At 45.2% G+C, this 23352-nt stretch carries 15 protein-coding genes; 5 read left to right on the forward strand and 10 right to left on the reverse strand.

Annotated features, from left to right (window positions below; translation table 11 throughout):
• Positions 1-53 precede the first annotated feature (53 nt).
• The 9 genes from H5300_RS07325 to hemL form a co-directional block, all read right to left on the reverse strand.
• Entirely contained in the window at positions 54-1049 is a 996-nt protein-coding gene (locus H5300_RS07325; RefSeq protein WP_102487635.1) for an ABC transporter ATP-binding protein, read from the reverse strand.
• Positions 1050-1136: 87 nt separating this feature from the next.
• Positions 1137-2120: an ABC transporter ATP-binding protein gene (locus H5300_RS07330; protein WP_146454918.1), complete on the reverse strand. Its 984-nt coding sequence runs from the start codon at positions 2118-2120 to the stop codon at positions 1137-1139.
• 2 nt (positions 2121-2122) lie between these two features.
• A complete protein-coding gene (locus tag H5300_RS07335; protein ID WP_004734531.1) occupies positions 2123-3148 on the reverse strand; it encodes an ABC transporter permease in 1026 nt (341 codons plus the stop codon).
• Positions 3149-3150: 2 nt separating this feature from the next.
• Positions 3151-4137, reverse strand: a complete 987-nt coding sequence (locus H5300_RS07340) for an ABC transporter permease (RefSeq protein ID WP_004734532.1) — start codon at positions 4135-4137, stop codon at positions 3151-3153.
• A 169-nt stretch (positions 4138-4306) separates the two neighbouring features.
• Entirely contained in the window at positions 4307-5989 is a 1683-nt protein-coding gene (locus H5300_RS07345; protein ID WP_182795726.1) for an ABC transporter substrate-binding protein, read from the reverse strand.
• A 710-nt stretch (positions 5990-6699) separates the two neighbouring features.
• Positions 6700-10089, reverse strand: coding sequence for a response regulator (locus H5300_RS07350; protein ID WP_182795727.1), 3390 nt, complete (start codon positions 10087-10089; stop codon positions 6700-6702).
• Between the two features lie 216 nt (positions 10090-10305).
• Positions 10306-11328 carry a 16S rRNA (guanine(1207)-N(2))-methyltransferase RsmC gene (gene rsmC, locus H5300_RS07355; protein WP_017080763.1) on the reverse strand — a complete coding sequence of 341 codons (1023 nt, stop codon included), beginning with the start codon at positions 11326-11328 and terminating at the stop codon, positions 10306-10308.
• A gap of 110 nt (positions 11329-11438) precedes the next feature.
• Positions 11439-12524, reverse strand: a complete 1086-nt coding sequence (locus tag H5300_RS07360) for an AI-2E family transporter (RefSeq protein ID WP_004734536.1) — start codon at positions 12522-12524, stop codon at positions 11439-11441.
• Between the two features lie 343 nt (positions 12525-12867).
• Positions 12868-14163: a glutamate-1-semialdehyde 2,1-aminomutase gene (gene hemL, locus H5300_RS07365; protein WP_017084255.1), complete on the reverse strand. Its 1296-nt coding sequence runs from the start codon at positions 14161-14163 to the stop codon at positions 12868-12870.
• 296 nt (positions 14164-14459) lie between these two features.
• Between hemL and erpA the strand changes: the two genes are divergently transcribed.
• The 3 genes from erpA (at position 14460) to H5300_RS07380 (ending at position 19389) form a co-directional block, all read left to right on the forward strand.
• Positions 14460-14801, forward strand: coding sequence for an iron-sulfur cluster insertion protein ErpA (erpA, locus tag H5300_RS07370; protein WP_004734539.1), 342 nt, complete (start codon positions 14460-14462; stop codon positions 14799-14801).
• Positions 14802-15140: 339 nt separating this feature from the next.
• On the forward strand, positions 15141-16265 hold the full coding sequence (locus H5300_RS07375) for an efflux RND transporter periplasmic adaptor subunit (RefSeq protein ID WP_182795728.1): 1125 nt from the start codon (positions 15141-15143) through the stop codon (positions 16263-16265).
• A gap of 10 nt (positions 16266-16275) precedes the next feature.
• Positions 16276-19389, forward strand: coding sequence for an efflux RND transporter permease subunit (locus H5300_RS07380; protein ID WP_182795729.1), 3114 nt, complete (start codon positions 16276-16278; stop codon positions 19387-19389).
• A 71-nt stretch (positions 19390-19460) separates the two neighbouring features.
• Here H5300_RS07380 and H5300_RS07385 read toward each other — a convergent pair whose 3' ends face one another.
• The gene (locus H5300_RS07385; protein ID WP_050645391.1) at positions 19461-20750 is read right to left on the reverse strand and encodes a peptidoglycan DD-metalloendopeptidase family protein; all 1290 of its coding nucleotides are present in this window, start codon (positions 20748-20750) and stop codon (positions 19461-19463) included.
• A gap of 129 nt (positions 20751-20879) precedes the next feature.
• On the opposite strand from H5300_RS07385, the gene tyrS reads away from it, so the two are divergent.
• Both tyrS and H5300_RS07395 read left to right on the forward strand, forming a co-directional pair.
• Positions 20880-22067: a tyrosine--tRNA ligase gene (gene tyrS, locus H5300_RS07390; protein WP_017059402.1), complete on the forward strand. Its 1188-nt coding sequence runs from the start codon at positions 20880-20882 to the stop codon at positions 22065-22067.
• Between the two features lie 389 nt (positions 22068-22456).
• A complete protein-coding gene (locus H5300_RS07395; RefSeq protein ID WP_182795730.1) occupies positions 22457-23302 on the forward strand; it encodes a magnesium transporter in 846 nt (281 codons plus the stop codon).
• Positions 23303-23352: the final 50 nt, after the last annotated feature.

Consider the following 23352-nt stretch of genomic DNA (forward strand, 5'->3'; position numbering starts at 1 on the left):
TGTTTTGGATATAAATAGTTAGGGCCCGCAGACCCTAACTTGGACTTTATTGCTTAGCTTTCGTGCAGGTAACAACGTACAAAGTGGTTATCAGCTAACTGTGTAACCCCTGGCAGCTGCTCTTTACACTTGTCCATCGCGTGAGTACAACGGCCTGCAAATGGGCAACCTGCTGATACTGGTGTCCAAAGTGGGATCTCCCCTTTGTTACCTGCTAGTTGGTCGTGGATCGATTTCTTAGGATCTGGAACTGCCGAAACCAATAGCTGAGTGTAAGGGTGTTGAGGGTTAGCAATAACGTCATCGGTATCGCCCCATTCCACCATGTGTCCAACGTACATTACGGAAAGATCTTCAGCGATGTAACGAGCCGTTGCGATGTCGTGAGTGATGTAAAGTAGAGACATTTGCTTCTCAAACTTCATCTCTTCCATTAGGTTCAAGACACCTGCACGAATCGATACATCAAGCATTGAGGTTGGCTCATCTGCGAGAACCACTTCCGCACCTACCGCGATGTTACGTGCAAGGTTGACACGTTGACGCTGGCCACCTGAGAGTTGGTGAGGGTACTTTTCTGCCGTCGCTTGCGGTGGTACTAACCCCACTTGCTCTAGAAGATCGTATACACGTTCCTGTAACTCTCTCTTGTTGCCCGGAGATACTTTTTTGTGGATCAACAAAGGGCGAGCGATGTGGTGGAAGATATTGTGTGTTGGGTTCAGTGAACCAAACGGGTCTTGCCATACCATCTGCACACCTTCACGGTAGTGCATGAGATCTTTTCTGCTTGAGATCTCTTGGATATCGCGACCTTTGTATTCGATCGTACCGCCCGAAGGCGCGTACATTTTTGCGATCATTTTTGCTGTTGTTGATTTGCCTGAACCAGACTCACCAACCACTGCTAGGCCACGGCTTTTGTACATCTTGAATGACACGTCGTTAATCGCACGCATCATTGGGGTTTGAATGGTGGTACTGCTTATTGGGAAGTCTTTTACGACATTCTTGCCTTCTACCAATAATTGACCGAAATCTTTGCTCATAATTGTCTCCAGAATCCTTGTTCGCTTTGCTTGCTTTTCGGCGGTCGAGCCGCCTTATTCGTTATCCACGCTGAGTCAGCGTGCAAGCTATAGCTTCCTTTGTACTATTGGGTCACCGTACAGGTGGCAGTTAGACAAGTGTCCAGGGTCGATAGAGCGCAGCTTAGTTGGCACCTTAGTACAAGTTTCGTGTACACGGTCACATCGAGCTTGGAAACGACACCCTTCAGGAATCTCTAAGAGGTTCAGAGGGTTACCCGGAATACCCGCTAGTTTTGTCTTTGGCCCTGTTAGTGGAGGGAAAGAACTACCCAGCCCTTTGGTGTAAGGGTGGTAAGGGTTTTCTAGAATATCTTGAGAGTTTGCGACCTCGATAAGTTCACCGGAGTACATGATGCCGATACGGTCAGAGAACTCGACCATCAATGACAAGTCATGGGTGATGAACAGAATTGAGAAACCAAACTCTTCTTTTAGTGCATAGATCTTTTGTAGGATTTCGCGTTGAACAACCACATCAAGCGCGGTCGTTGGCTCATCCATAATGATCAGCTTTGGATTCAATGCTAAAGCGATAGCAATAACTAAGCGTTGACGCATGCCGCCAGAGAATTGGTGAGGGTAGTCACTCAATCGGCTCGGGTGAATATCGACGATTTCAAGTAGACCTTCAGCGCGTTGCTTAGCTTGTTCACGAGTCATGTTGGTGTGATGCATAATCACATCACAGAACTGCTCTTCCATTGGAAGTACAGGGTTGAGTGCGTTCATCGCACTCTGGAATACCATCGACATCTCGCTCCAGCGGAACGCTTGCATACGTTCGTCACTGTATTCAAGGATGTTCTCACCATTGAAGATGACTTCACCACCACTGATGTAAGCGGGCGGCTTATGAAGACGCATAAGAGAGAAAGCAACGGTTGATTTACCACAGCCAGATTCACCAGCTAAGCCGAATACTTCACCCGGAGCGATGTCAAAACTTACGTTATTACACGCGCGAACATCGCCAGACTCTGTGATGTAATCCACGCATAAGTTGCGGATTGAAATTAGTGGTTCAGACATGATTATTTATCTCCGCTCCAAAGTGCATTTTGTGGTGGTAGTTCTGGTTCACGTTCTTCTTTATCTTGAGCCGCTAGTTTTTTCCAACGCTTCATGCCTTTGTGAGAACGCAGTTGCGGGTTGGCAATTTCATCGACCGCGAAGTTAAGCAGAGCAAGGCCAGTTACAAGTAGTGTTAATGCGATACAAGGAGCTAACAGTTCCCACCAAGCGCCAATCAGCATTGATGAAGAGGTTTGAACGTTGTAAAGCATGATGCCCCAGCTGATTGTGTTCGGGTCACCAAGACCTAGGAACGAAATCGTAGCTTCCATCATGATTGCGTACATCACCGAACCGATGAAGCTCGCGCCAACGATAGAGATAAGGTTTGGAAGAATCTCTACGAAGATGATACGGAATGAAGATTCACCCAAAACTTCAGCGGCTTTTACAAACTCTTTTTCACGCAGTGCTAACGTTTGGGAACGAACAACACGCGCGCCCCAAGCCCAGGACATAAAGCCGATAACCAAGGTTATGGTGAGTGGCCCTGCCTCACCGATAAAGGCTGCAACGACGAACAGTAGTGGGTATTGAGGAATAACCAACATGATGTTCATTGCGGCTGTCAAAATGTCATCGACACGGCCGCCAAAGTAGCCCGCGGAAACACCGATAACCGTTGCTAGTAAACATACGGTAAGGCCTGCACCAAAACCTACAGCCAGAGATACACGTGCGCCGTATACCACTTGTGACCAAACGTCACGGCCCATACGAGTTGTCCCCAGTACATGGTCTGCTTTCTTAGACATGATAAGTGTGCGACGGTCGTCTGCTAGGTTTTGAGCAACCCAGCCGTCAGGGTTCGTTTGTGCAGACTTAACGACGAAGCCAGGGTACTCGTGTGGGTTACCTGTACGCTTGTCGGGTACATGTTTGGTGATCAATGGAGCCGCAATAGCACCAAGAATAAAAATACTTAGGATGATGACACCGGTTAGGGCCATCGGATTGCGCCAAATGAGTTTTAGAATATCTTTCATGATTATTTACCACCCTTACGAAGACGAGGGTCAAGAACAACGTAAAGCATGTCTGCAACAAGGTTAAAGAACAGCATGAATAGCGTCATGATAAGCAGTTGGCCTTGCAATACTTGGTAGTCACGAGCGTTAATTGCGTTGAAAAGTACGCTACCAAGACCTGGGTAGTTAAAGATGATTTCGATAATTAACTGACCGCCGATTGCCATACCTAGAGACATCGAAAGCGCCGTCACACTTGGCAGCATCGCGTTACGAGCTGCGTAATTGAATACCACTCGGTTTTCGCTAAGGCCTTTGCCTTTCGCCATGGTGATGTAGTCTTCTGCGAGTAGGTTGATCATGTTGTTACGCATGTTTACTAGGAAGCCACCAATTTGAACAACCGAAGCACATACCAGAGGCAAGAAAGCGTGGTAAGCAACGTCTTTGATGAATGCCCAACTTGTCCAATCAGGTATCGTACCAGCGGTATAGGCGTAGCCAGTTGGGAACCACTTCAAACCAATTGCGAAGGTAAATAGCGCAAGCATTGCAATAACAACTTGAGGAACGGCTTGTAGAATAAGCATCCCTGGAGTAACAAAGGCATCGTATTTACTGCCACGTTTCCACGCTGCAAAAATACCTAGGATTGAGCCAATCGAGAAAGAAAGAATAACGGCAGTGCCTGCTAAGAATAGCGACCAACCGAATGCGCCACCTAACAGTGTATTTACTGAAAGTGGGTAGAATTGAATTGATGTACCAAGCTCCCAGCTTAGAATGTTCTTCATGTATGCGCCGTATTGAACCAGTAAGCCGCCATCAACGAAGCCTAATAGTTCTTTCATTGCCGCAATACGCTCAGGAGTAACTTGAACAGAAGCGTTCGCAAACATCATGGTAACCGGGTCACCAGGCATTGCTCTTGGAATAATAAAGTTTAACGTCGCTGCAACTAATAGCGCGACAAAATAAAATGACAAACGTCTTAAAAAATAACCCATAACTCACACCTTACTCACCCAGATTGTTTCCCTGTTTCTGGATTCAGGTCGCTCCTAGCGAAATTTGGAACGAAAAATCCCCTGACGACTAGCGCCATACTTTCAATTGATAGTGTGGGGATTTTTATAAGCGGCGTAAGAAGTTACGCCGCAAAGATTGAACGATTACTTATTTAACTGGTTTTAGGTCCAGTACATGAAGTAGACGCTCTGGAATACCAGCCCAAATGTTTGGACGGCCTTTTGGATTTTCTTCGTTCCACCAACCAGTGAAGCGAGTCGTGTTGTATTGGTACATGTAAGCACCAGACATCACTGGGATTGTCACTTGGTCTGCAGCGATGATTTGCTGGATACCGTGTGCAATATCTAGCTGCTCGTTCTTGTCAGCTGTTTTGTAGAAGCTGTTTAGAAGACCATCTAGCTTGTCGTTTTGGTAGAAGTGCATCGCGAAACGAGGCATACCATCACCAGATTGAAGTGATGAGTTGTAAGCACTGTTCCAGTACGTGTATGGATCCGCACCGTGGAAGTAGTTTGTGTATGCTACGTCGTATGTACCTTCAAGCATTGCTTGGTTGTAAACAGAGAAGTCAGGTGTACGAGCTTTCGCTTTAATACCGATTTCGTTTAGCTGTTCTACCGCTAGTTGAACGGTGTTGTTGAAGTCAGTCCAGCCGTTTGGCGATTGAATCATTAGTTCGAAAGACTTGCCTGATGGAGTATCAACAAAACCATCTTTGTTTACATCTTTGAAGCCAGCGTCAGCAAGAAGCTTCTTCGCGCCTTCAGCGTTGTAAGTGTTGAAGCCTTTGTACTTGTCATGGGTTTTTTCATCAGACCAAGCTTCAAATGCGTAGCCAAGACCCGATGCGAAATCGTTCACAGTACCGCCACCGTAGAATGCGATATCGATGATAGTTTGACGGTCAAGAGCCATAGAGAAAGCACGACGGAATTCAACGTTGCTCAATGCTTCATGCTTCGCAGCATCAGGGTGCTTGAAGTTAACGATGAATGCCTGTGTACCTGCTGGCGGGTACCAGTAGTGGTGTTTAGGGCTAGCTGCAGCGTATGTACGATCGATATCTGGAACGAAAGAAGACGTCCAGTCCATTTCACTGTTTACAACTTTACCTAGGAACTGGTCGTTGTTCGCAATTTGTGGAACACGTAGACAGTCAACATCTAGGTTGTCTGCATCCCAGTAGTTCGGGTTAGCACACTGGATGTATAGCTGAGCTGTAAACGTATCGATTTCTGTAAACGGACCAGAACCTACTGGGTTCTCATTGGTAAACGTTGATGGATCTTTCACGTCTTTCCAGATGTGCTTAGGTACTACAGGTACTTTAGCAATCTCATAAGGTACGTTTGAGTTTGCTTCTGTTAGGCTGAACTTAACTTGGTAGTCGTTCAGTTTTTCTACAGAAGTTACCCAAGAGTTGATACCAGATTGGTCAAGCTCTGGCTTCTCTTTTACAAGGTTGAAAGAAAAAACAACATCATCAGCAGAGAAAGTTTCTCCGTCAGACCATTTAACACCCTTACGAGTGTCGAAAACTACGCTCATCAGATCATCTGACATTGTGAAGTTTTCAGCTAGACGGAACACTGGAGTGTTACCGTGCATTTCGTTGAATACTACTAGCGGCTCATAAAGGAAGTCGGTTGTAGTATGTAGGTTAGTAGCACCAAGGTACGGGTTAAAGTTACGTACAAATGTAGTGTACTCTTTCGGGTGAATAGTCAACTCACTGCGTTCTGCAGCTGTTGCTACTGATGCAAAACCTGTTGTAGCAGTTGCAATAATTGCTGTTGCTATTGCTGTTTTTTTTATATTGGCAAGCATAGCTGTTCCTTACTATTTGCTTTCATTTCACTAATGGATTGAATGTTATCTGTCGCTAAATTGTTTAGTAGATACACACTCTAGTTAAAGGCCTACCTCTTCTTCATTGCTCCAGATTCATCGTTGATTCTGAGAAGTGGTAAGAGTGGCCTGTAGGCCTTTGGCAGGAGTAAGAAAACACCTTATCGATGAATTAATCAAACTCGTTTCCCGTCAAAAACGTTAAAAACAAGCAATCCCACGTCATTAACGTCAAAATGGGGTGCTTTGGTGGTTTTTTGTGCGCAATTGTTAAGGTGATGTGACTCGCATTTGGTTTTGCTGTATCGGTTGGGTGTAAGTGGTCACTAACTACCTAGGCTTTTTATTATAAAGCTTTAGGCTAGAGTTTTGTAATTGTAGATCTTGGTCACTTGCCGATTTTACGTTAAATTTCCCTAGAAAATTAAATCTGCCGTTCTGTTGTGACTCGCTTCTCAAACTGCAACAAAGAGTAAGATAACGGTCAGATATGATTGAGAATAGAACGAAAAGTACTGATGGTTACGAGCACGCACTATGCGTAATTGGCGTGAATTCCTCCTTGTTTAAAGACGTAAAAAAAGTGCGTTGCAAGCGTTGGGATTCTACTTTTTGTGATTATTAGGCGTACAAAAAAGCCCACGCTAAGTGGGCTCCATTATTTACAGTATCGTGATCTTACTTCAGGGTTAGCTGGTCAGTAGTTTCTGTAGTTTATCCCTTAGCATCTCGATATGAGTTCTTTCTGGTGTTTGTTCTTTACAGTGCTCAAGTATGAATTCGATAGAGCTCAGTACCGTTCGCCAGCGAGGTGTTTTCGGTAGAGTTTCTACTCGTAGGTATTTGTCTAGCGTTCTAGTTTGTAGGGTACTGCGGTCTAAGTAGACTCGCCATAAGCTACTCTTTTCTGCGAAAGCAAACTTGGTCTCCCCAGTAACAGACTCCCAGTAGATAATGGCATTGGTCATGACATCGACTAGTACTTCACGCATCAGCTCTTGCTTGTTTTTACCCTCACCAGTTGCCTTATCAGCAAGGCGAGTAAATTCACCGCCAAGCTCCTTCAGTTGTTGAAGCTTATCTTTGTCACCTTCAAAGGCGTAGCTTGAAAGTGCCTCAACCGCTGTTTCAAGGTTATTGACTCGGTTTGAGTTAACGCCACCACCGACATTGAAGATATACATGGTGTCGAGCCCTGAGCCTTCAGGTAGCTTAAGGATATCACTTGGAATACGCTGACGTGTGTCGTCTATATAGATATCAATATCACCACAGTAGTGAGCTTGTTCCACCTTCAGGTATTTAGGCGCGATGATCTCGTCGGCCATTGAGCGCTTGAGTTGTTCTTGCCCACGTCTAAACAGCTTAGCAGCCGCTTCGTTGGCGAAGCGAATACGTTGGTCATCACGAATACAGATGATGGCCTCAGGGGCTGATTCTAGCTGCTCTAGCAAGCGCCCTTGAGTTTCTAGCAGGTTAGCTTCAACCATGGCCCTGTGTTTAAGCTCTAGTTGCAATTGATCATTCTCAAGACGCCTTTGCTCAGCTTTGCTTGCTGATAAGTGAGCCGTAATTCGCGCCGCCAGTTCTTGTTTGTTGAACGGTTTAGACAAGTAATCGTTGGCACCCGCTTCGAAACCGCGAACACGGTCTTCCGCTTGGTTGAGTGCCGTTAGCATGATGATTGGCAATTGTGCATGATCGTATTGCTTACGCAGTGCTTCACAAACCTGATAGCCGCTCATACCTGGCATCATGATGTCGAGCAGAAGTAACTCTGGTTTCTCTTTTTCAATCAGTTCAATGGTCTCAGGGCCGTCACAGGCGGTGCGAACTCGATAACCTTCTAGCTTCAAGAAGCTGTCTAATACGCGCAGGTTCACCGGCTCATCATCGGCGATAACCAATAACGGGCCATCTGGGTTTTCACTGATAGCGCTGTTTTCTTGCTGAGTGTTATCAATTAAATCCGGCGCTTGGAAGTGTGAGTAGCTCCCTGACTTACTGTAGCTATCCAGTTCTTCTTGGGTAGCTAAAGGTAATGTGAAGCTGAATGTAGTGCCAAGCATCGGCTGGCTACTTACATACAGCGAACCACCCATCAACTCGATTAACTGACGACTGATGGATAACCCAAGGCCGGCACCTTGGCGATAGTTACTTGCGTCTTGGCCAGCTTGAATCAATGGCTCAAAGATGTGTTCAAGATATTCAGCAGGTATACCTTGGCCGGTATCAACAACTTGTACTCGAATGTTGTCGTCGATGACGCTTGCTGAGATAACAATCTTACCTTCTGATGTGTACTTGATAGCATTGCCAACCAAGTTATACATCACTTGCTCAAGTCGTTGAGGATCCGATGAAACGAGACCTAAATCACTTGGCACTTGGTTAATGATGCGGATTGGCTTGTTACCTAACAGGTGATGAGATAACTCAAGCACTAAGCTGGTGGCTGCAGATAAATCAACAGCAGACTTCTTAATATCCAAGCTGCCATAGCGCATCTTGTGATAATCAAGCAGGTCATCAACCAGTGTCGCCAACCTCTGACCACTATTGATGATGATATCCAATTGGTACTTCTGGTTGGCAGGAATAGGGCCGTTAGCACCAGATATTAGCGCTTCAGCGATGCCAACCATGCCATGCAATGGCGTTCTCAATTCATGTGAGGTGGTGGCTAAGAATTCATCTTTAAGTTTGTTCGCCAGTTGCAACTCTTCATTTTGCTTTTGAATGGTCTTAAGGTTGTCCTCAAGCTCACCGTTTTGGCTCTTGATGAGCTGCATTTTTTCACGGATCGATCGCTGCATTCTTTCGAAGCTAACCGCCAGTCGGCCTATTTCATCTTTGCGTTCGGTATTGATCATGGTTTCATCAAGATCACCAGCAGAGACTTTCTCGGCAGCCCACGTCAGTTTGAGGAGAGGGGAAGTGATGAAATTGGACAGATAATGCGATGCGACAAACACAAGAATGATCGCTGTGAGCATCACGATCACGAAGATCTTTTCTAACTGATGAATACGGGCAAACGCCTCTTTTTCTGGCAGCTCTACGACAAGAGCCCATGTTGCGTATTTCAGCTCAATTGGGGTATATGCTGCGATGATCGCTTGATCTTGAGTGTTGTTGAACGTACCAACGGCTGTTTCGCCAGCCAATGCTTTGTCGACAACGTCTAAGCTCAAATTAATCGACTCTTGCGAATGGGCGAGGCTGCGTGGCAGGTGATCATCCCCCACAAGCAGTGTTTGAATATTTGAACTCTTGTTGAGATCCGCAATTAGCTTCGTAATCCCATTGATTGGCAGCCTAAACATGGCGTAACTGTGCAGGTAGCCTTGTTGAACAATAGGCGCACCTAACCAAGCCGTCTGCTTACCGTTCTCATCTTTAAAGTCAGAAACGATAACCGGTGTATAGTCCTCGTTGGATTTACGTTTGTCTTTTACGTCTTTTGCTAAGCGTTGAAAGGTAACGCCTAGGTTTGAATCTTTGTACTTACCTGTTAGCAAGTTAGTGCCGTAATCATCACGCTTAAAGATTGAGTAAGCGACGTTACCGTTAATGTCGACTAATAGAATGTCATCAAAGTCTGAACGCTTAAGCAATTCTTGATATGAGTTATGGTAGCGCTTGTGAAGCAGTCGATAACGTTCGCTGCCAATAAAGCTACTAGATTCTGGAAGAATCGATGTCTTTATTTGATCGCCAGAGCCTTGAATGTAACGCTGCTGCGCATTACTGCGCGCTTCGTCAATATCTAACCCTAAGCGTTGGAACGCATTGATTAAACCATAGAATCGCCCGCCACTGGCATTGGCAAGTTCTGAGCGAACAAAGCCCATGACTTGGGACTCTTGAGCTTGTAGGTAATCGACAATTTGCTGTTGCTTAGTATCACGGACCGAAACAAGGTGCGAAGTACTTTGTTCCTGAAGATCCTGACTGTGCGACTGGAGGAAAAATATCGCGATAAGTGTCACTGGGGTAATACTGAGGACAAGAAATGCCAGCATTAGGGTATTTTGAAGGCGCTTAAACTTCTGCTTACGATAGAATCTAAACATAAATTGGGTACTACTTTCCTTTGATGTACTGCTAAAAGGGGTGAAAACAAGTACAGAGAATAGAATTAACGGGTTCCAATTTAACGAAATTAACGAGTTTTTTTACTTTGACAAGTAAGTGGTATTTAAAGCGTGTGCAAAAGCTCATTTTTATAGAGTTTTGACAAAAATATGAACAGACAGCGCAGATAATGACCCTGCGCTGTGCTAGATAGGCTATTTGTTTGCGTGGTAGATCGCGAATTTAGTGGTCTTATTTAGAGTCGCGCATTTTCCAAACGCTTGTTCAATAATTGGAACGTATTTTAAGAAACTGTTCGCAACAATAATCATCTCGCCAGAACGCTTCAAATGCTTAGGAGCCTGAGCAAGTAAGGTCTCAGTCGCGCTGTAGCTTGTATCCAAACCAGAATGGAATGGTGGGTTACTGATGATGAATTGGTAGTCTTTTGATGTGTCGGAATAGACATCTGAGGCGAAGACATTTCCCGTTAAACCGTTCGCTTCTAACGTAGCTTGGCTTGATGCCACGGCAAATGCACTGATGTCGCACATTTCTAGCTCGATATCAGGGTGACGAGATGCCATTACCGCGCCTAGTACACCTGCACCACAACCGAAATCCAGTACCTTACCTTTCAGCTTTGGCAGAGTATCAAGTAGCAGTTGGCTACCTACATCAAATTGGCCGTGACTAAACACACCTGGAAGGCTTTTTACAGTCAGTGATTGCTCATCAATGTTAACCGTATAGGTTTTAAACCAGTCTTGCAGGTTAAAGGCTTGTGGTTGCTCGAAGCATTGACCCCAGTAGAAAGAGCAACGGCGCGCCGAATCGTATTTCACGACTTTGCCGTAAGGAGTGAACATCTTCTCGATACTTTTAACACCAGAACGATTCTCTCCAACTACGACAATCTCGGTATCTTTACCTAGCTTGGCAAATAACATCGCCAACAGAAATTCCGCTTCTGCTTTAGCCTTTGGCCAGTACAGCATCACTAAGTCGGCTTTGGTTTCTTCGGTAAACTCCGCACCATAAAAACGTTGGATGGTGTTGCAGCCTTCTAATTGACGGTAGTAGCTGTAATTAGAGGTAAACACGGTGACTGATTCACAATGTTTCGCTAATTCAACAGGAAATAAGTCTTCTGCCTCACCTGCAACTAAAACATGTTTGCCTTCAAAGTAGGCGAGTTGGCGTTGAGCAATCTGGCTTGGGGCAATATAAGCTGACATAGGACACTCTATTGAATCGTTAGCAAAAAATGAGGGCGGATTTTCGCATAATCCGCCCAAAGCTTGAAGTGTTTAATACGGGTTCGCCAATCAAGTTGACGTCAAGTTCGTTAACTTTTGTCTTGCTGGTTTAAAAAGTCTTTAAACTCTTCATCGTAGATGTTGAATAGGACAATGGTAATCGCAAAGATTAGTGGGCCGTAGATAAGACCAATTAAGCCGAACAATTGAATACCACCTAACAGTGAGAAGAAGATCATCAGGGTATTCATGCCTGCACTGCCTTGCATCAGCAGCGGACGAAGCAGGTTATCAATCGAACCAACAATCGCTACACAGTAAACCGTTAGGAAAATCGCCCATGTGGTATCGCCTGTTAGGAACAAGTAGGTCGCCGCAGGGATCCAGATTAGAGCGGTACCCACAACTGGGATGAAAGAGGCAAAGCCCATCATAGTGCCCCAGAATAGGCCAGGGAAACCAGCAATCCACATACCTAACCCGCCCGCAAAACCTTGCGCTATTGCGGTTAAGAATGAACCCATTACAGCTGATTTCGATACTTGCTCAATCTCGGTTAGCAATTTGTCTTCTTGGCTACGAGATAAAGGCAAAATATGACGAACCACGCTGATGATTTTGTCGTGATCTCTTAATAAGAAGAACAGAACAAACAGCATCAAGAAGAAATCCATCAAGAAATTGGTCGCATCACCAAGGATTTTTGCACTGATACCAACCAGTTTTGAGCCAAAGCTGGTCGCAAATTCACCGACTTTCTGTGCGATGGCTTGAGGCTCAATGTTGTCGAAAGGCAAGTAGTTATTCACAAATGACAGCGCTTTGACCACTAATGGGTGTGCAAATAAAGTCTGAATACCGCCGTGGGTCACCCATTGGTAGGTGTTCTGAGAGAACAGAGAACCTTGCTGAACAATTGCTGCGAATACTGCCAATAAAGGGATAACAATAATGAAAGTCAGAATCACACAAGACAACAGAGAGACGATGTTTTCTTTATTCGGGAGCTTTTTTTCAAGCCACTCATGGATTGGGAACATCAATAGTGAAATGATAAAGGCCATCACGATTGAGTTGACGTACGGCTCTATAAGCAAGTAACAAGCATAAGCCGCCGCAAGTAGGGCGATGATGATCACCCAGTGGCTGGTATTGATTTTGAGTTTTTCTGACACGTTAATGGTCTCTATATTTGCGTTCTGAGTTTATAATGGCTGCAAAACAGAGAGTTAGCAATGAGGAGTTTTGATAATGGGATGCTGTAATAAAGATAAGAAATGCCAAGATGAAGAACAGCAAACAAAAAAAGAGATCCCTTGGTTCAGAATGTTCCTTGGCACCTTGATGTTGTTGGTTTTTCTTTTCTGGGAACGTTAGGCGTTTTAGGTTCAGTTTTAGCCTTAATCGAAGGGTAAATAAGCTGTCATATTTGTGGTCAGCGAGCGTGATGTATTAAAAAGGGCTGCATCTAATGCAGCCCTAAATTCAATCGGTTAGCGACTTATAAAGTGCTTTCGACTATTTGCTTTCAGCAGCAATGATCGCAAGAGAGCGATCAGCAGCTTCTAGTGTTGCATCCAGTTCTTTTGAACCATGAGCAAGAGAAGTAAAGCTTGCTTCGAATGCTGAAGGTGCAAGGTAAACACCGTGATCTAACATTAGGTGGAAGAAGCGCTTGAAGCGTTCGACATCACACTTAGTTACATCTTCGTAGCACGTCACAGTTTCTTGGTCAGTGAAGAAGAAACCAAACATACCGCCAACTTGGTGAACTAGCATTGGAATACCGTGCTTGTCTGCAAGTTGCTTGAAGCCATTAGCCAGTTGCTTAGTTTTTGAAGCTAGACGCTTTTCGTTGCCTTCTTCTCGTAGAAGGTTCAAACATGCGTAGCCAGCAGCCATTGCAACAGGGTTACCTGAAAGCGTACCCGCTTGGTAAACAGGGCCAGTTGGTGCGATGTATTGCATCACATCTTTACGACCACCGAAAGCACCTACAGGCATGCCGCCGCCAATCACTTTACCAAGACACGTTAGGTCTGGCTTGATGTTGTAGTAAGCCTGAGCACAACCTTCAGCAACGCGGAAACCTGTCATTACTTCATCAAAGATTAGCAACGCACCTTCTTGGTCACAGATTTCACGTAGGCCTTCGTGGAAGCCTTCTACTGGAGGGATACAGTTCATGTTACCCGCTACAGGCTCAACGATGATACAAGCGATCTCACCTTTGTTTGCTGCGAAGATTTCACGTACTGAATCTAGATTGTTGAAGGTTGCTGTTAGCGTTAGTTTCGCAAAATCAGCTGGTACACCAGGAGAGCTTGGTTGACCTAAAGTCAGTGCGCCAGAACCTGCTTTTACCAGTAGGCTGTCTGCGTGACCGTGGTAACAGCCTTCAAACTTAAGAATTTTGTCACGACCAGTAAAGCCACGAGCAAGACGAATCGCACTCATTGTTGCTTCTGTACCTGAGCTCACCATACGCAGCTGTTCCATTGATGGAACCATCTCAGAGACAAGTTCAGCCATTTTGATTTCAGTTTCGGTTGGAGCACCGAAGCTAAGGCCGCGTTGCGCTGCATCAATGACAGCTTCACGGATAACTGCGTGGTTGTGACCAAGGATCATTGGGCCCCAAGAGCCAACGTAATCGATATATGCTTTCCCATCAGCATCAAAAAGAAGTGGGCCGTCAGCTCTATCAACGAAGATTGGAGAACCACCTACACCGTTAAAAGCGCGCACTGGAGAGTTAACGCCACCTGGAATAGTTTGCTGTGCCTTTTGATACAGTTCTGCTGATTTGGTCATTGATATATCCTCTTTTGACTGTCGGACCAATTGGCACGCATTGTACCTATCCAGAATCCAACTAGGAATGCTTTCGCCGATATAATCCCCCGAATCTGGTTGTTTTGTGTGGTTACACGTTTTAATTGTCAGATATGGGCGAGTTTACGACAGTAAAAGGAACGATCCTGTGGTGAATACTTGAACGTTTCAGTCAGGTATTAGATAATCACCAGAATATAAGAAAATACTCAACAACTATGGTCTCGAATTAGATTTGTATCATGTTGTTTTTGACACAGGTAAGAGAGGTTGTCGTGAGCGAAGTAAATATCCCATTGTCTTTTTCTGATGCAGCAGCTACACGCGTACAAACGCTAATTGCTGAAGAAGAAAACCCAGAACTAAAACTGCGTGTATACATTACAGGTGGCGGTTGTAGTGGTTTCCAATACGGCTTCACATTTGATGAAAAAGTAAATGATGGCGACACTACTATTGTAAACAGCGGTGTTACGCTGGTTGTTGACCCAATGAGCCTACAGTACTTAATGGGCGGCATGGTTGATTACACTGAAGGCCTAGAAGGCGCACGCTTCTTTGTGAACAACCCGAACGCGACAACAACATGTGGTTGTGGTGCATCATTTAGCGTCTAACGTGAACTGAAAGGTAGCTTGATCTGAGAGCTACATTAGAAATATTTTAAACGCTGAGCTCATGCTCGGCGTTTTTGTTTTTAAGAAATACATCATATAAAACAGACAGTAATTCGACCTATTCTAGCCATATACACCAAGAGGTATTTGGGTGGGGAATGTGTAATCTTTGTTTTATCCACCTGACTTATAGTAAACGCCATATTTTTTAAACTGTCGATAGAGTCCAACTTCGTTGGGTGTGGGTCTGTTAAGGTTACCGCAGTGCATCAGGATGTTGCATATGACAGTGTTAAGCTAATTAGCGCGCCTTAATAACATCGGACAAAAGGATTTGCTATGCCCACTCTATTTGCTAACTCTCCACTTTTTCAGAAACTGAAGCAGCCGTGGTTGGTTTCTCTGATTCTAGTTGTGCTGTTGTCGATTTGGCTTGGTTTAGGAGTGGGGCAAGCGGAAGAGTCGTCTGAGAAAAAAGTGACAGAAATTCCGTTGGCGAAGGTCTCTTTTCAAACATTTACTTCATCACCGACCTTTAAAACGATTGATCTCTATGGTCGAACGGCGCCCGATAGACATGCTCGTTTGGGGGCTGAAGTTGCGGGCAAGGTTGTTAGATTGAACGTTGTTAAGGGCGATGCGGTTAAAGTTGGACAAGCCATTGCTCAGATAGATAAAGGTGATTTAGAGATTCAACTAGAGCGAGCATCTGCGTTATATCGCTTGAAGCAGAAAGAATTCAAAGCGGCGCAGTCTTTGAAGAAAAGAGGGCTGCAAGGCGAGATAGCTTATACCACCGCTGAGGCTTCATTAACTGAAGCAAAGGCCATGAAGCGCAATGCAGAATTGGCTTTAAAGAATACTGTGATTACTTCGCCTTTTTCGGGTGTGGTTCAAGATTTGATGGTGGAGCTCGGTGATTTCGTTGGTGTTGGCGATCCGGTTGCTGGCGTGATTGACCTCGATCCTTTGGTTATTGAGGCCGATGTCAGTGAGCGTCATATCCAGCACTTGTTAGTCAATCAATCTGCTTTGGTTCGTTTGTTAGGGCGAGAAGAAGCGGAAGGCCGTTTACGCTATGTTTCTCGTATCTCTTCTGCTGCTACTAATACCTTCCCAATAGAGATTGAAATCGATAATTCCAAAGGCCTATTACCTGCAGGTGTCAGTGCAGAAGTAACACTCAACCTAGAAACAAGAGATGCAATCAAGATTACACCTGCCATGCTGGCACTGGATGAGGCAGGTAACCTTGGGGTCAAAACTTTGGTTTCAGTCGATGACTCACCAACCGTGAAATTTGTAGGCATTCAGCTAGTAAAGGCAGAGCAAGATGGAGTGTGGCTCACAGGACTTGGACAACGCGTCGATATCATCACCGTAGGTCAAGGGTTTGTGCGTGATGGTGATTCAGTAATTGCTGTTGAGCAAGGCGCTGAACTCTCTAATGTAATTGCTGAGTAGGAGATAGCCGATGTATTCAATTATTGATGCAGCCTTGTCTCGTGCTCGAACAATGCTCTCCCTTTTAGCGTTAATCCTTGTCGCCGGTGTCGTCACCTATATCACGATACCCAAGGAATCGAGCCCAGACATTACCATCCCAATTATCTATGTTTCGGTCGGGCATCAAGGGATCTCGCCAACGGATGCAGAACGTTTATTGGTTCGACCTATTGAGCAAGAGCTTAGGTCAATCGAAGGCGTAAAAGAGATGACAGCAACCGCAGCAGAAGGGCACGCCTCTGTGGTGTTAGAGTTTAATGTTGGCGTCGATCTTACTAAAGCGATGGCTGATGTTCGTGACGCGGTTGATCTGGCTAAGCCCAAATTGCCAGAAGATAGCGATGAGCCGACTGTAAATGAAGTTACCCTCGCTTCTGAGCAGCCTGTGTTGTCTGTGGTTCTGTTTGGTACCGTGCCTGAGCGCACCATAGTACAAATCGCTCGAGAGCTCGGAGATAAACTCGAAAGCTATCGTCAGATCCTTGAAGTCGATATTGCAGGCGATCGCGATGACATAGTAGAAATCATCGTTGATCCATTATTGATGGAGAGTTACAGCCTAGATCAAGCGGACATCTATAATCTGATTGCTTTGAATAACCGAGTGGTGGCCGCAGGCTTTGTTGATACAGGCTACGGGCGTTTTTCGGTCAAAGTCCCTTCGGTGTTTAACTCCTTAAAAGACGTACTTGAGTTGCCAATCAAAGTTGATGGCAAGCAGGTGGTCACTTTTGGCGATGTCGCCACGGTTCGCCGAGCGTTTCGAGATCCTGAAAGCTTTGCCCGTTTAGATGGCAAATCCGCGGTTGTCTTGGATATCAAGAAACGTGCGGGTGAAAATATCATTGAAACCGTTGAGCTAGTCAAAGCGGTAATGGCTGGTGCTCAGCAGCAAGCTGAATGGCCAAATAACCTATTGGTCAAATACACCTGGGATGAATCTAAAGATGTGAAGATCATGCTCAACGATCTTCAAAATAATATCTTATCCGCCATCATTTTAGTGGTGATCGTGATCATCGCGATTCTTGGTGTTCGAACCGCGCTATTGGTCGGAATTTCAATTCCTGGATCGTTCCTCACGGGATTGTTGGTGTTGTCTGTGTTTGGTCTAACCGTCAACATCGTGGTGCTGTTCTCGTTGATCATGGCGGTTGGTATGTTGGTCGATGGCGCAATTGTGGTTACCGAGTTTGCCGACAGGCGAATGCAAGAAGGTGAAGGGCGTAAAGCCGCTTACCGAGATGCAGCGAAACGGATGGCGTGGCCAATAACGGCATCAACGGCTACAACCTTGGCTGCATTTGCTCCATTGCTGTTTTGGCCGGATGTAACGGGCGAATTCATGAAGTTCTTGCCATTAACGTTGATTGCAACCTTAACCGCTTCATTGATTATGGCGTTGTTGTTTGTGCCTGTACTCGGTGGTTTGATTGGTAAACCTCAATACGTATCGCCCAAAAGCCAAGCGCGAATGGTGGCACTGCACAACGGTGATTTCTCACAGGCTACAGGCTTAACTAAGGCGTATTACCACACACTGTCGATTGCGATTAAGCACCCATTTAAGATCCTCTTCAGTGCGATATTACTCGCGGTTGCAGTTGGTTTTACTTATTCAAAAGCGGGTCTAGGTGCAGAGTTCTTCCCAGAAGTTGATCCGCCATTCTTTAATGTCAAAGTTCGTTCTCATGGTGACCTGTCTATCCAAGAAAAAGATGACATCATGCGTGATATTGAACTGATGATGCTCAATCATGATGAGTTTGATACTGTTTACACGCGTACTGGTGGTGACGACCAGATTGGTTTGATCTCAATTACGCCTGTTGACTGGCAATATCGCCGCAGCGTTAAAGCGATTATTGATGAGTTAAAAGTGCAAACTGATCAATACGCAGGTGTTGAGATTGAATATAAGTTTCCAGATGCAGGACCTCCAGTTGAAAATGACTTAGTGATTGAGCTGTCGGCACGAACGCCAGAGCAACTTAATCAGGCTGCAAAAATTGTGAGAGGTTGGGCAGATGGCAATCAAGCACTGACCAATATCAGTGATACCGCGAGTAAAGACGGCATCGATTGGAAGGTGGATATTCGCCGCGACGATGCCGCGCGCTTTGCTGCTGATGCGACCTTGGTGGGAAATACCGTTCAATTCGTGACTAATGGTCTCAAGATTGGTGATTACCTCCCAGATGACTCTTCAGAAGAGGTCGATATATTGGTACGTTACCCGAATGATAAAAGGGATATCGGACGCTTCGACCAGCTGAGAGTCAAAACACCTGCGGGCTTGGTGCCGATCACCAACTTTGCTCAGATTGTTCCCGACCATAAGCAAGATACGATTAAACGCCTTGATGGTAAGCGTGTGGTGAACATCATGGCGGATATGGAAGAGGGTTATAACCTTGCCCTTGAATTACCAAAGATTGAGCAAGCGTTGAGTGAGCTGGGGCTACCGAGTAGTGTAGAATTTCGTATCCGCGGTCAAAACGAAGAACAAGAAAACTCGTCAGCCTTCTTACAAAGTGCTTTCTTGGTTGCTTTGGCGGTAATGGCGTTGATTCTGATTACTCAGTTTAATAGTTTCTATCAAGCATTCCTGATTTTGAGTGCGGTGCTGTTCTCGACGGTTGGTGTGTTTGTTGGTCTGCTTATCTTTCAGCGCCCGTTTGGCATAGTGATGTCTGGTATTGGAGTGATTGCACTGGCAGGTATCGTGGTGAACAACAATATCGTGCTGATCGATACCTATAACCAGTTGATTAAAAGAGGCTTGGATAAGCGAGATGCGATTCTAAGAACCGGTGTGCAACGTTTAAGACCTGTAATGCTGACTACGGTCACCACCATTTTAGGCTTAATGCCGATGGTGTTAGAGATGAACATCGACCTGATTAATCAAAAGATAGAATTCGGCGCGCCGAGCACGCAGTGGTGGTCGCAACTCGCTACGGCAATTGCGGGAGGTTTAGCGTTTGCAACGGTACTTACCCTGGTGCTGACGCCTTGTTTGCTGATGTTAGGGCGAGATAAGAAGCCCGATGTGATCCCAAGCAACGACGGTGAAAGATAAGTCCTAGTTCGACGGAAATAAAAAGAGCGCCTTAGTGGGCGCTCTTTTCGTTGGTTTATATGGCTCTTAATCTAATTGGTCGCCAGTAACTGGCCGTATCGCTCTAGGTTATTCAGTCGAATCTCTGAGTTGGCAATAAAGGTTGCTTTTGCTTTACCCGTTAACGACTTAGATTGAGGCAATTTCACGGTACGCGCATTCTTATGTACGCCATTAACCAAGAATTCATAGTGTAAGTGCGGGCCAGTTACACGACCTGTGCCACCCAAAGTACCAATGGTTTGGCCTTGTTTTACGCGCTGACCTGTTTTCACCATACGTCGCTTCATGTGCAGGTACTTGGTGATGTAGGTGTTGCTGTGGCGGATAAACACGTAGTTACCATTGAATTGGTTGTAACCCGACTTCTGAACAATACCGTCACCGGCTGCCCAGATAGGCGTGCCAACAGGAGCTGCGTAGTCAGTGCCACGGTGAGCTCGAACCTTACCGGTTACTGGGTGTCTCCTGGTCGGATTAAAATTCGATGTTACGCGACGAAAATCAATTGGTGAGCGCAAGAACGCTTTCTTCATTGCTCGACCATTTTCATCGAAGTAGTTGCCGCTCTTATCATCCAATACCGCGGTAAATGAATCGCCTTGGTTTTTGAATACGGCTGCCATGATCTTACCGCGACCAACCACTTCACCTTCAACCACTTTCTCTTGGTATAAGATTTTGAAGCTGTCGTTCTTACGAATATCTAACGCAAAGTCGATATCCCAACCGAAGATGCCCGCCAGTTCCATAATTTGGTTTGCGGTTAAACCTGCGCTTACGCCAGCGTTCCAGAAGTTAGAGGTGATATTAGCTTCGGCATAATTGTACTGGTAGGCGACTTCTTTTTTGTCGAAACTTGATGAGAAAGAATCGCCAGACTTAGTGATCTTGAAGCTTTCAAACGCACTAAGTTGTCGTTTTAACTGAATAAGGTCGTTGTTTTCATCAAAGCCGAACTGCAAGACATCACCAGGTCTTAGATTAGACAGCTGCTTCTTAATATCATTATTGGTATTGAGTAGCGTGATCAGCAGACGGTATGAGAGGCCAATACGTTCAAATAAAACAGAGGTGCTTTCGCCAGAGCGAACGGTGTATTTCTCCCAATTGAGCACTGCGGTCGGTGGAGCGTCACTTGAGCTAATAAGCGCAGAGGCATTGATAGTCAGTGGGTAATGTTTTCCCACAACTAAAGCGCCCGAATCGTCACGCAAACTGTTGACGTCGGGGAGTAAGAAAATCGCGACGAAAATTATGGCACTAAAAAATGCGATAAAAGCCCGGTGCAAAATAGGAAGGCGTGCAAAAATAGACAACATGTTCCGGTTCGTTCTGTAAATATTATGAAAATCGACGACGGAATAGTGTAACTGGTTTCAAAATACATCGCTATTCAAGTAAGATGTCTAATTAATGTATTTTTGCCAAATCTGTGGGAGTGAACAAGAATGGCGAGTATTGAAGCTGCACTAGCCGAGATCAAACGTGGCGTAGAAGAACTGATTCCAGAAGACGAACTGATTGCAAAACTAAAAGAAGGTCGTCCTTTACGCATTAAGCTGGGTGCTGATCCAACAGCTCCAGATATCCACCTAGGCCATACGGTTATCTTTAACAAGCTTCGCGCTTTCCAAGAGCTTGGTCATGAAGTGACATTCCTTATTGGTGATTTCACTGCAATGGTTGGTGATCCATCAGGTAAGAACTCAACGCGTCCACCGCTAAGCCGTGAAGACGTATTGAAGAATGCTGAAACTTACAAAGAGCAAGTATTCAAGATTCTAGACCCTGCGAAAACGCAAATTCGTTTCAACTCTGAGTGGCTATCTGAGCTTGGTGCTGAAGGCATGATTCGTCTTGCTTCTAACCAAACTGTTGCTCGTATGCTTGAGCGTGATGACTTTAAAAAGCGTTACGCTGGTGGTCAACCGATCGCTATCCACGAATTCATGTACCCACTTCTACAAGGTCACGACTCTGTTGCATTAGAGAGCGACGTTGAGCTTGGCGGTACTGACCAGAAGTTTAACCTTCTAATGGGTCGTGAACTGCAAAAAGCAGCAGGTCAAAAACCACAAGCGGTATTGATGATGCCATTACTTGTTGGTCTAGACGGTGTTAAGAAGATGTCTAAGTCTGCGCACAACTACATCGGTATTAGCGAAGCACCAAGCGAGATGTTTGGTAAGATCATGTCTATCTCTGACGATCTAATGTGGAGCTACTACGAGCTACTGTCTTTCCGTCCACTTGAAGAAGTTGCGGAACTGAAAGCTGGCGTTGATGCAGGTAAAAACCCGCGTGACGTGAAAGTACTTCTAGCGAAAGAGATCATCGCGCGTTTCCACAGTGAAGCAGATGCTGAAGCTGCTGAGCAAGAATTCGTTAACCGTTTTGCTAAGAACCAAGTTCCTGATGAAATGCCTGAATTTGAATTCGAAGCAGGCCTACCAATTGCTAACGTTCTAAAAGAAGCGGGTCTAGTAAACTCGACTTCTGATGCGATGCGTATGATCAAGCAAGGCGCAGCTAAGCTTGAAGGCGAGAAGATTGAAGACAGCAAGTTTGTACCTGAAGCAGGTACTGCGGTTTACCAAGTTGGTAAGCGTAAGTTTGCTCGTATTACTATCAAGTAATAACCTTCATCAATAATTGAACAAAAGGCATCTACGGATGCCTTTTTTATTGACCCCTCTTTATTGACAGAAAGTTGACGAAACTTTGAAACGCCTATTGCTACACTATGCGCGCTGTCAAATTGACAGTAATTCTGGAGATTTTTATGAACAATACCGACCATCCTCCTAGTTTGAATGGAGAAGAATAACCTGTCTCGGTATTGATCTATTGTCCTGCCGTTCAGGTAGGATATCTTTGTTTTTCCCCTCATTCTTTTCCACACACTAGATTCTAACAAGTAGACACACCAGTAGTTTTCAGCTCCTGGTGCGCATAAATCTATAAATCTATAAATCTATGCTATTTGTTTTGATGGTCGTTACCTTTGCCAATCGGGAGATTCGCCATGACGGTAATGAACAACACTTTTTTATCTATTGAAGCTCTGTACTCAGAGCAAGACATCCAAGCTGTATCGAATGCATTTCAACAGTACGGACGTGAACAACAAATTAATCTTTTGAACCGAATGCCGCTCGAAGATGCGGTGCTAGTGCTGGGACAATGCTCTTTGAGTACGATTCAGACTTTACTTAGTGAGCTAGAAGAGCAGGGCTTTGAGAAGCGCTCTCGACATCTAGCTCACCAACTAGGGCTGATTTACTCAGAGGTAGAACCTCAGCAGGGTTATCTTTCTACTGGTGTCATGAGCCACGTTAGGCAGCGTATCGGTTGGATTATTGCGTTAGCACTATTGGGAATAGTCTCAGGGCTTATCATTGCTCAGTATGAAGACATTCTCAGTCAGTTGGTACTTTTGGCAATCTATATGCCGGTAATTGCTGCTGCTGGTGGTAACACCGGAACACAAGCCGCGACTTTGGTGATCCGAGCCTTAGCCACAGGTGAGTTGAAAAAACGCCAATGGGCTAACGTTCTGTGGAAAGAGTTTAGAGTTGCCATTTGTTTAGCTCTAGCGATTGCCGTAGTGATGATTGGGCGTATTCTGCTATTCAGTGAAAACCAATCGACAGGTGGTTATGACATCAACATGATTGCCTTTGCTATCGCGGTTGCTCTGTTTATTCAGGTGACAATATCAACGGTTCTTGGTGGTGGGTTACCTATCGTAGCTCGTTTGTTTAAGTTGGACCCTGCGGTGTTGGTGAGTCCGGTATTGGCCTCAATAGTCGATATATCAGGGATGTGGATCTATTTCACGGTCGTGAATGCGTTTTTAGGCATCGCCTAATGCTTATAAAATAGTAACAGCACCTCGAAAATAAAAATGGCGCTGAAGAT

This window comes from Vibrio sp. SG41-7 (genome assembly GCF_014164465.1).
In the GTDB taxonomy this organism is placed as follows: domain Bacteria; phylum Pseudomonadota; class Gammaproteobacteria; order Enterobacterales; family Vibrionaceae; genus Vibrio; species Vibrio splendidus.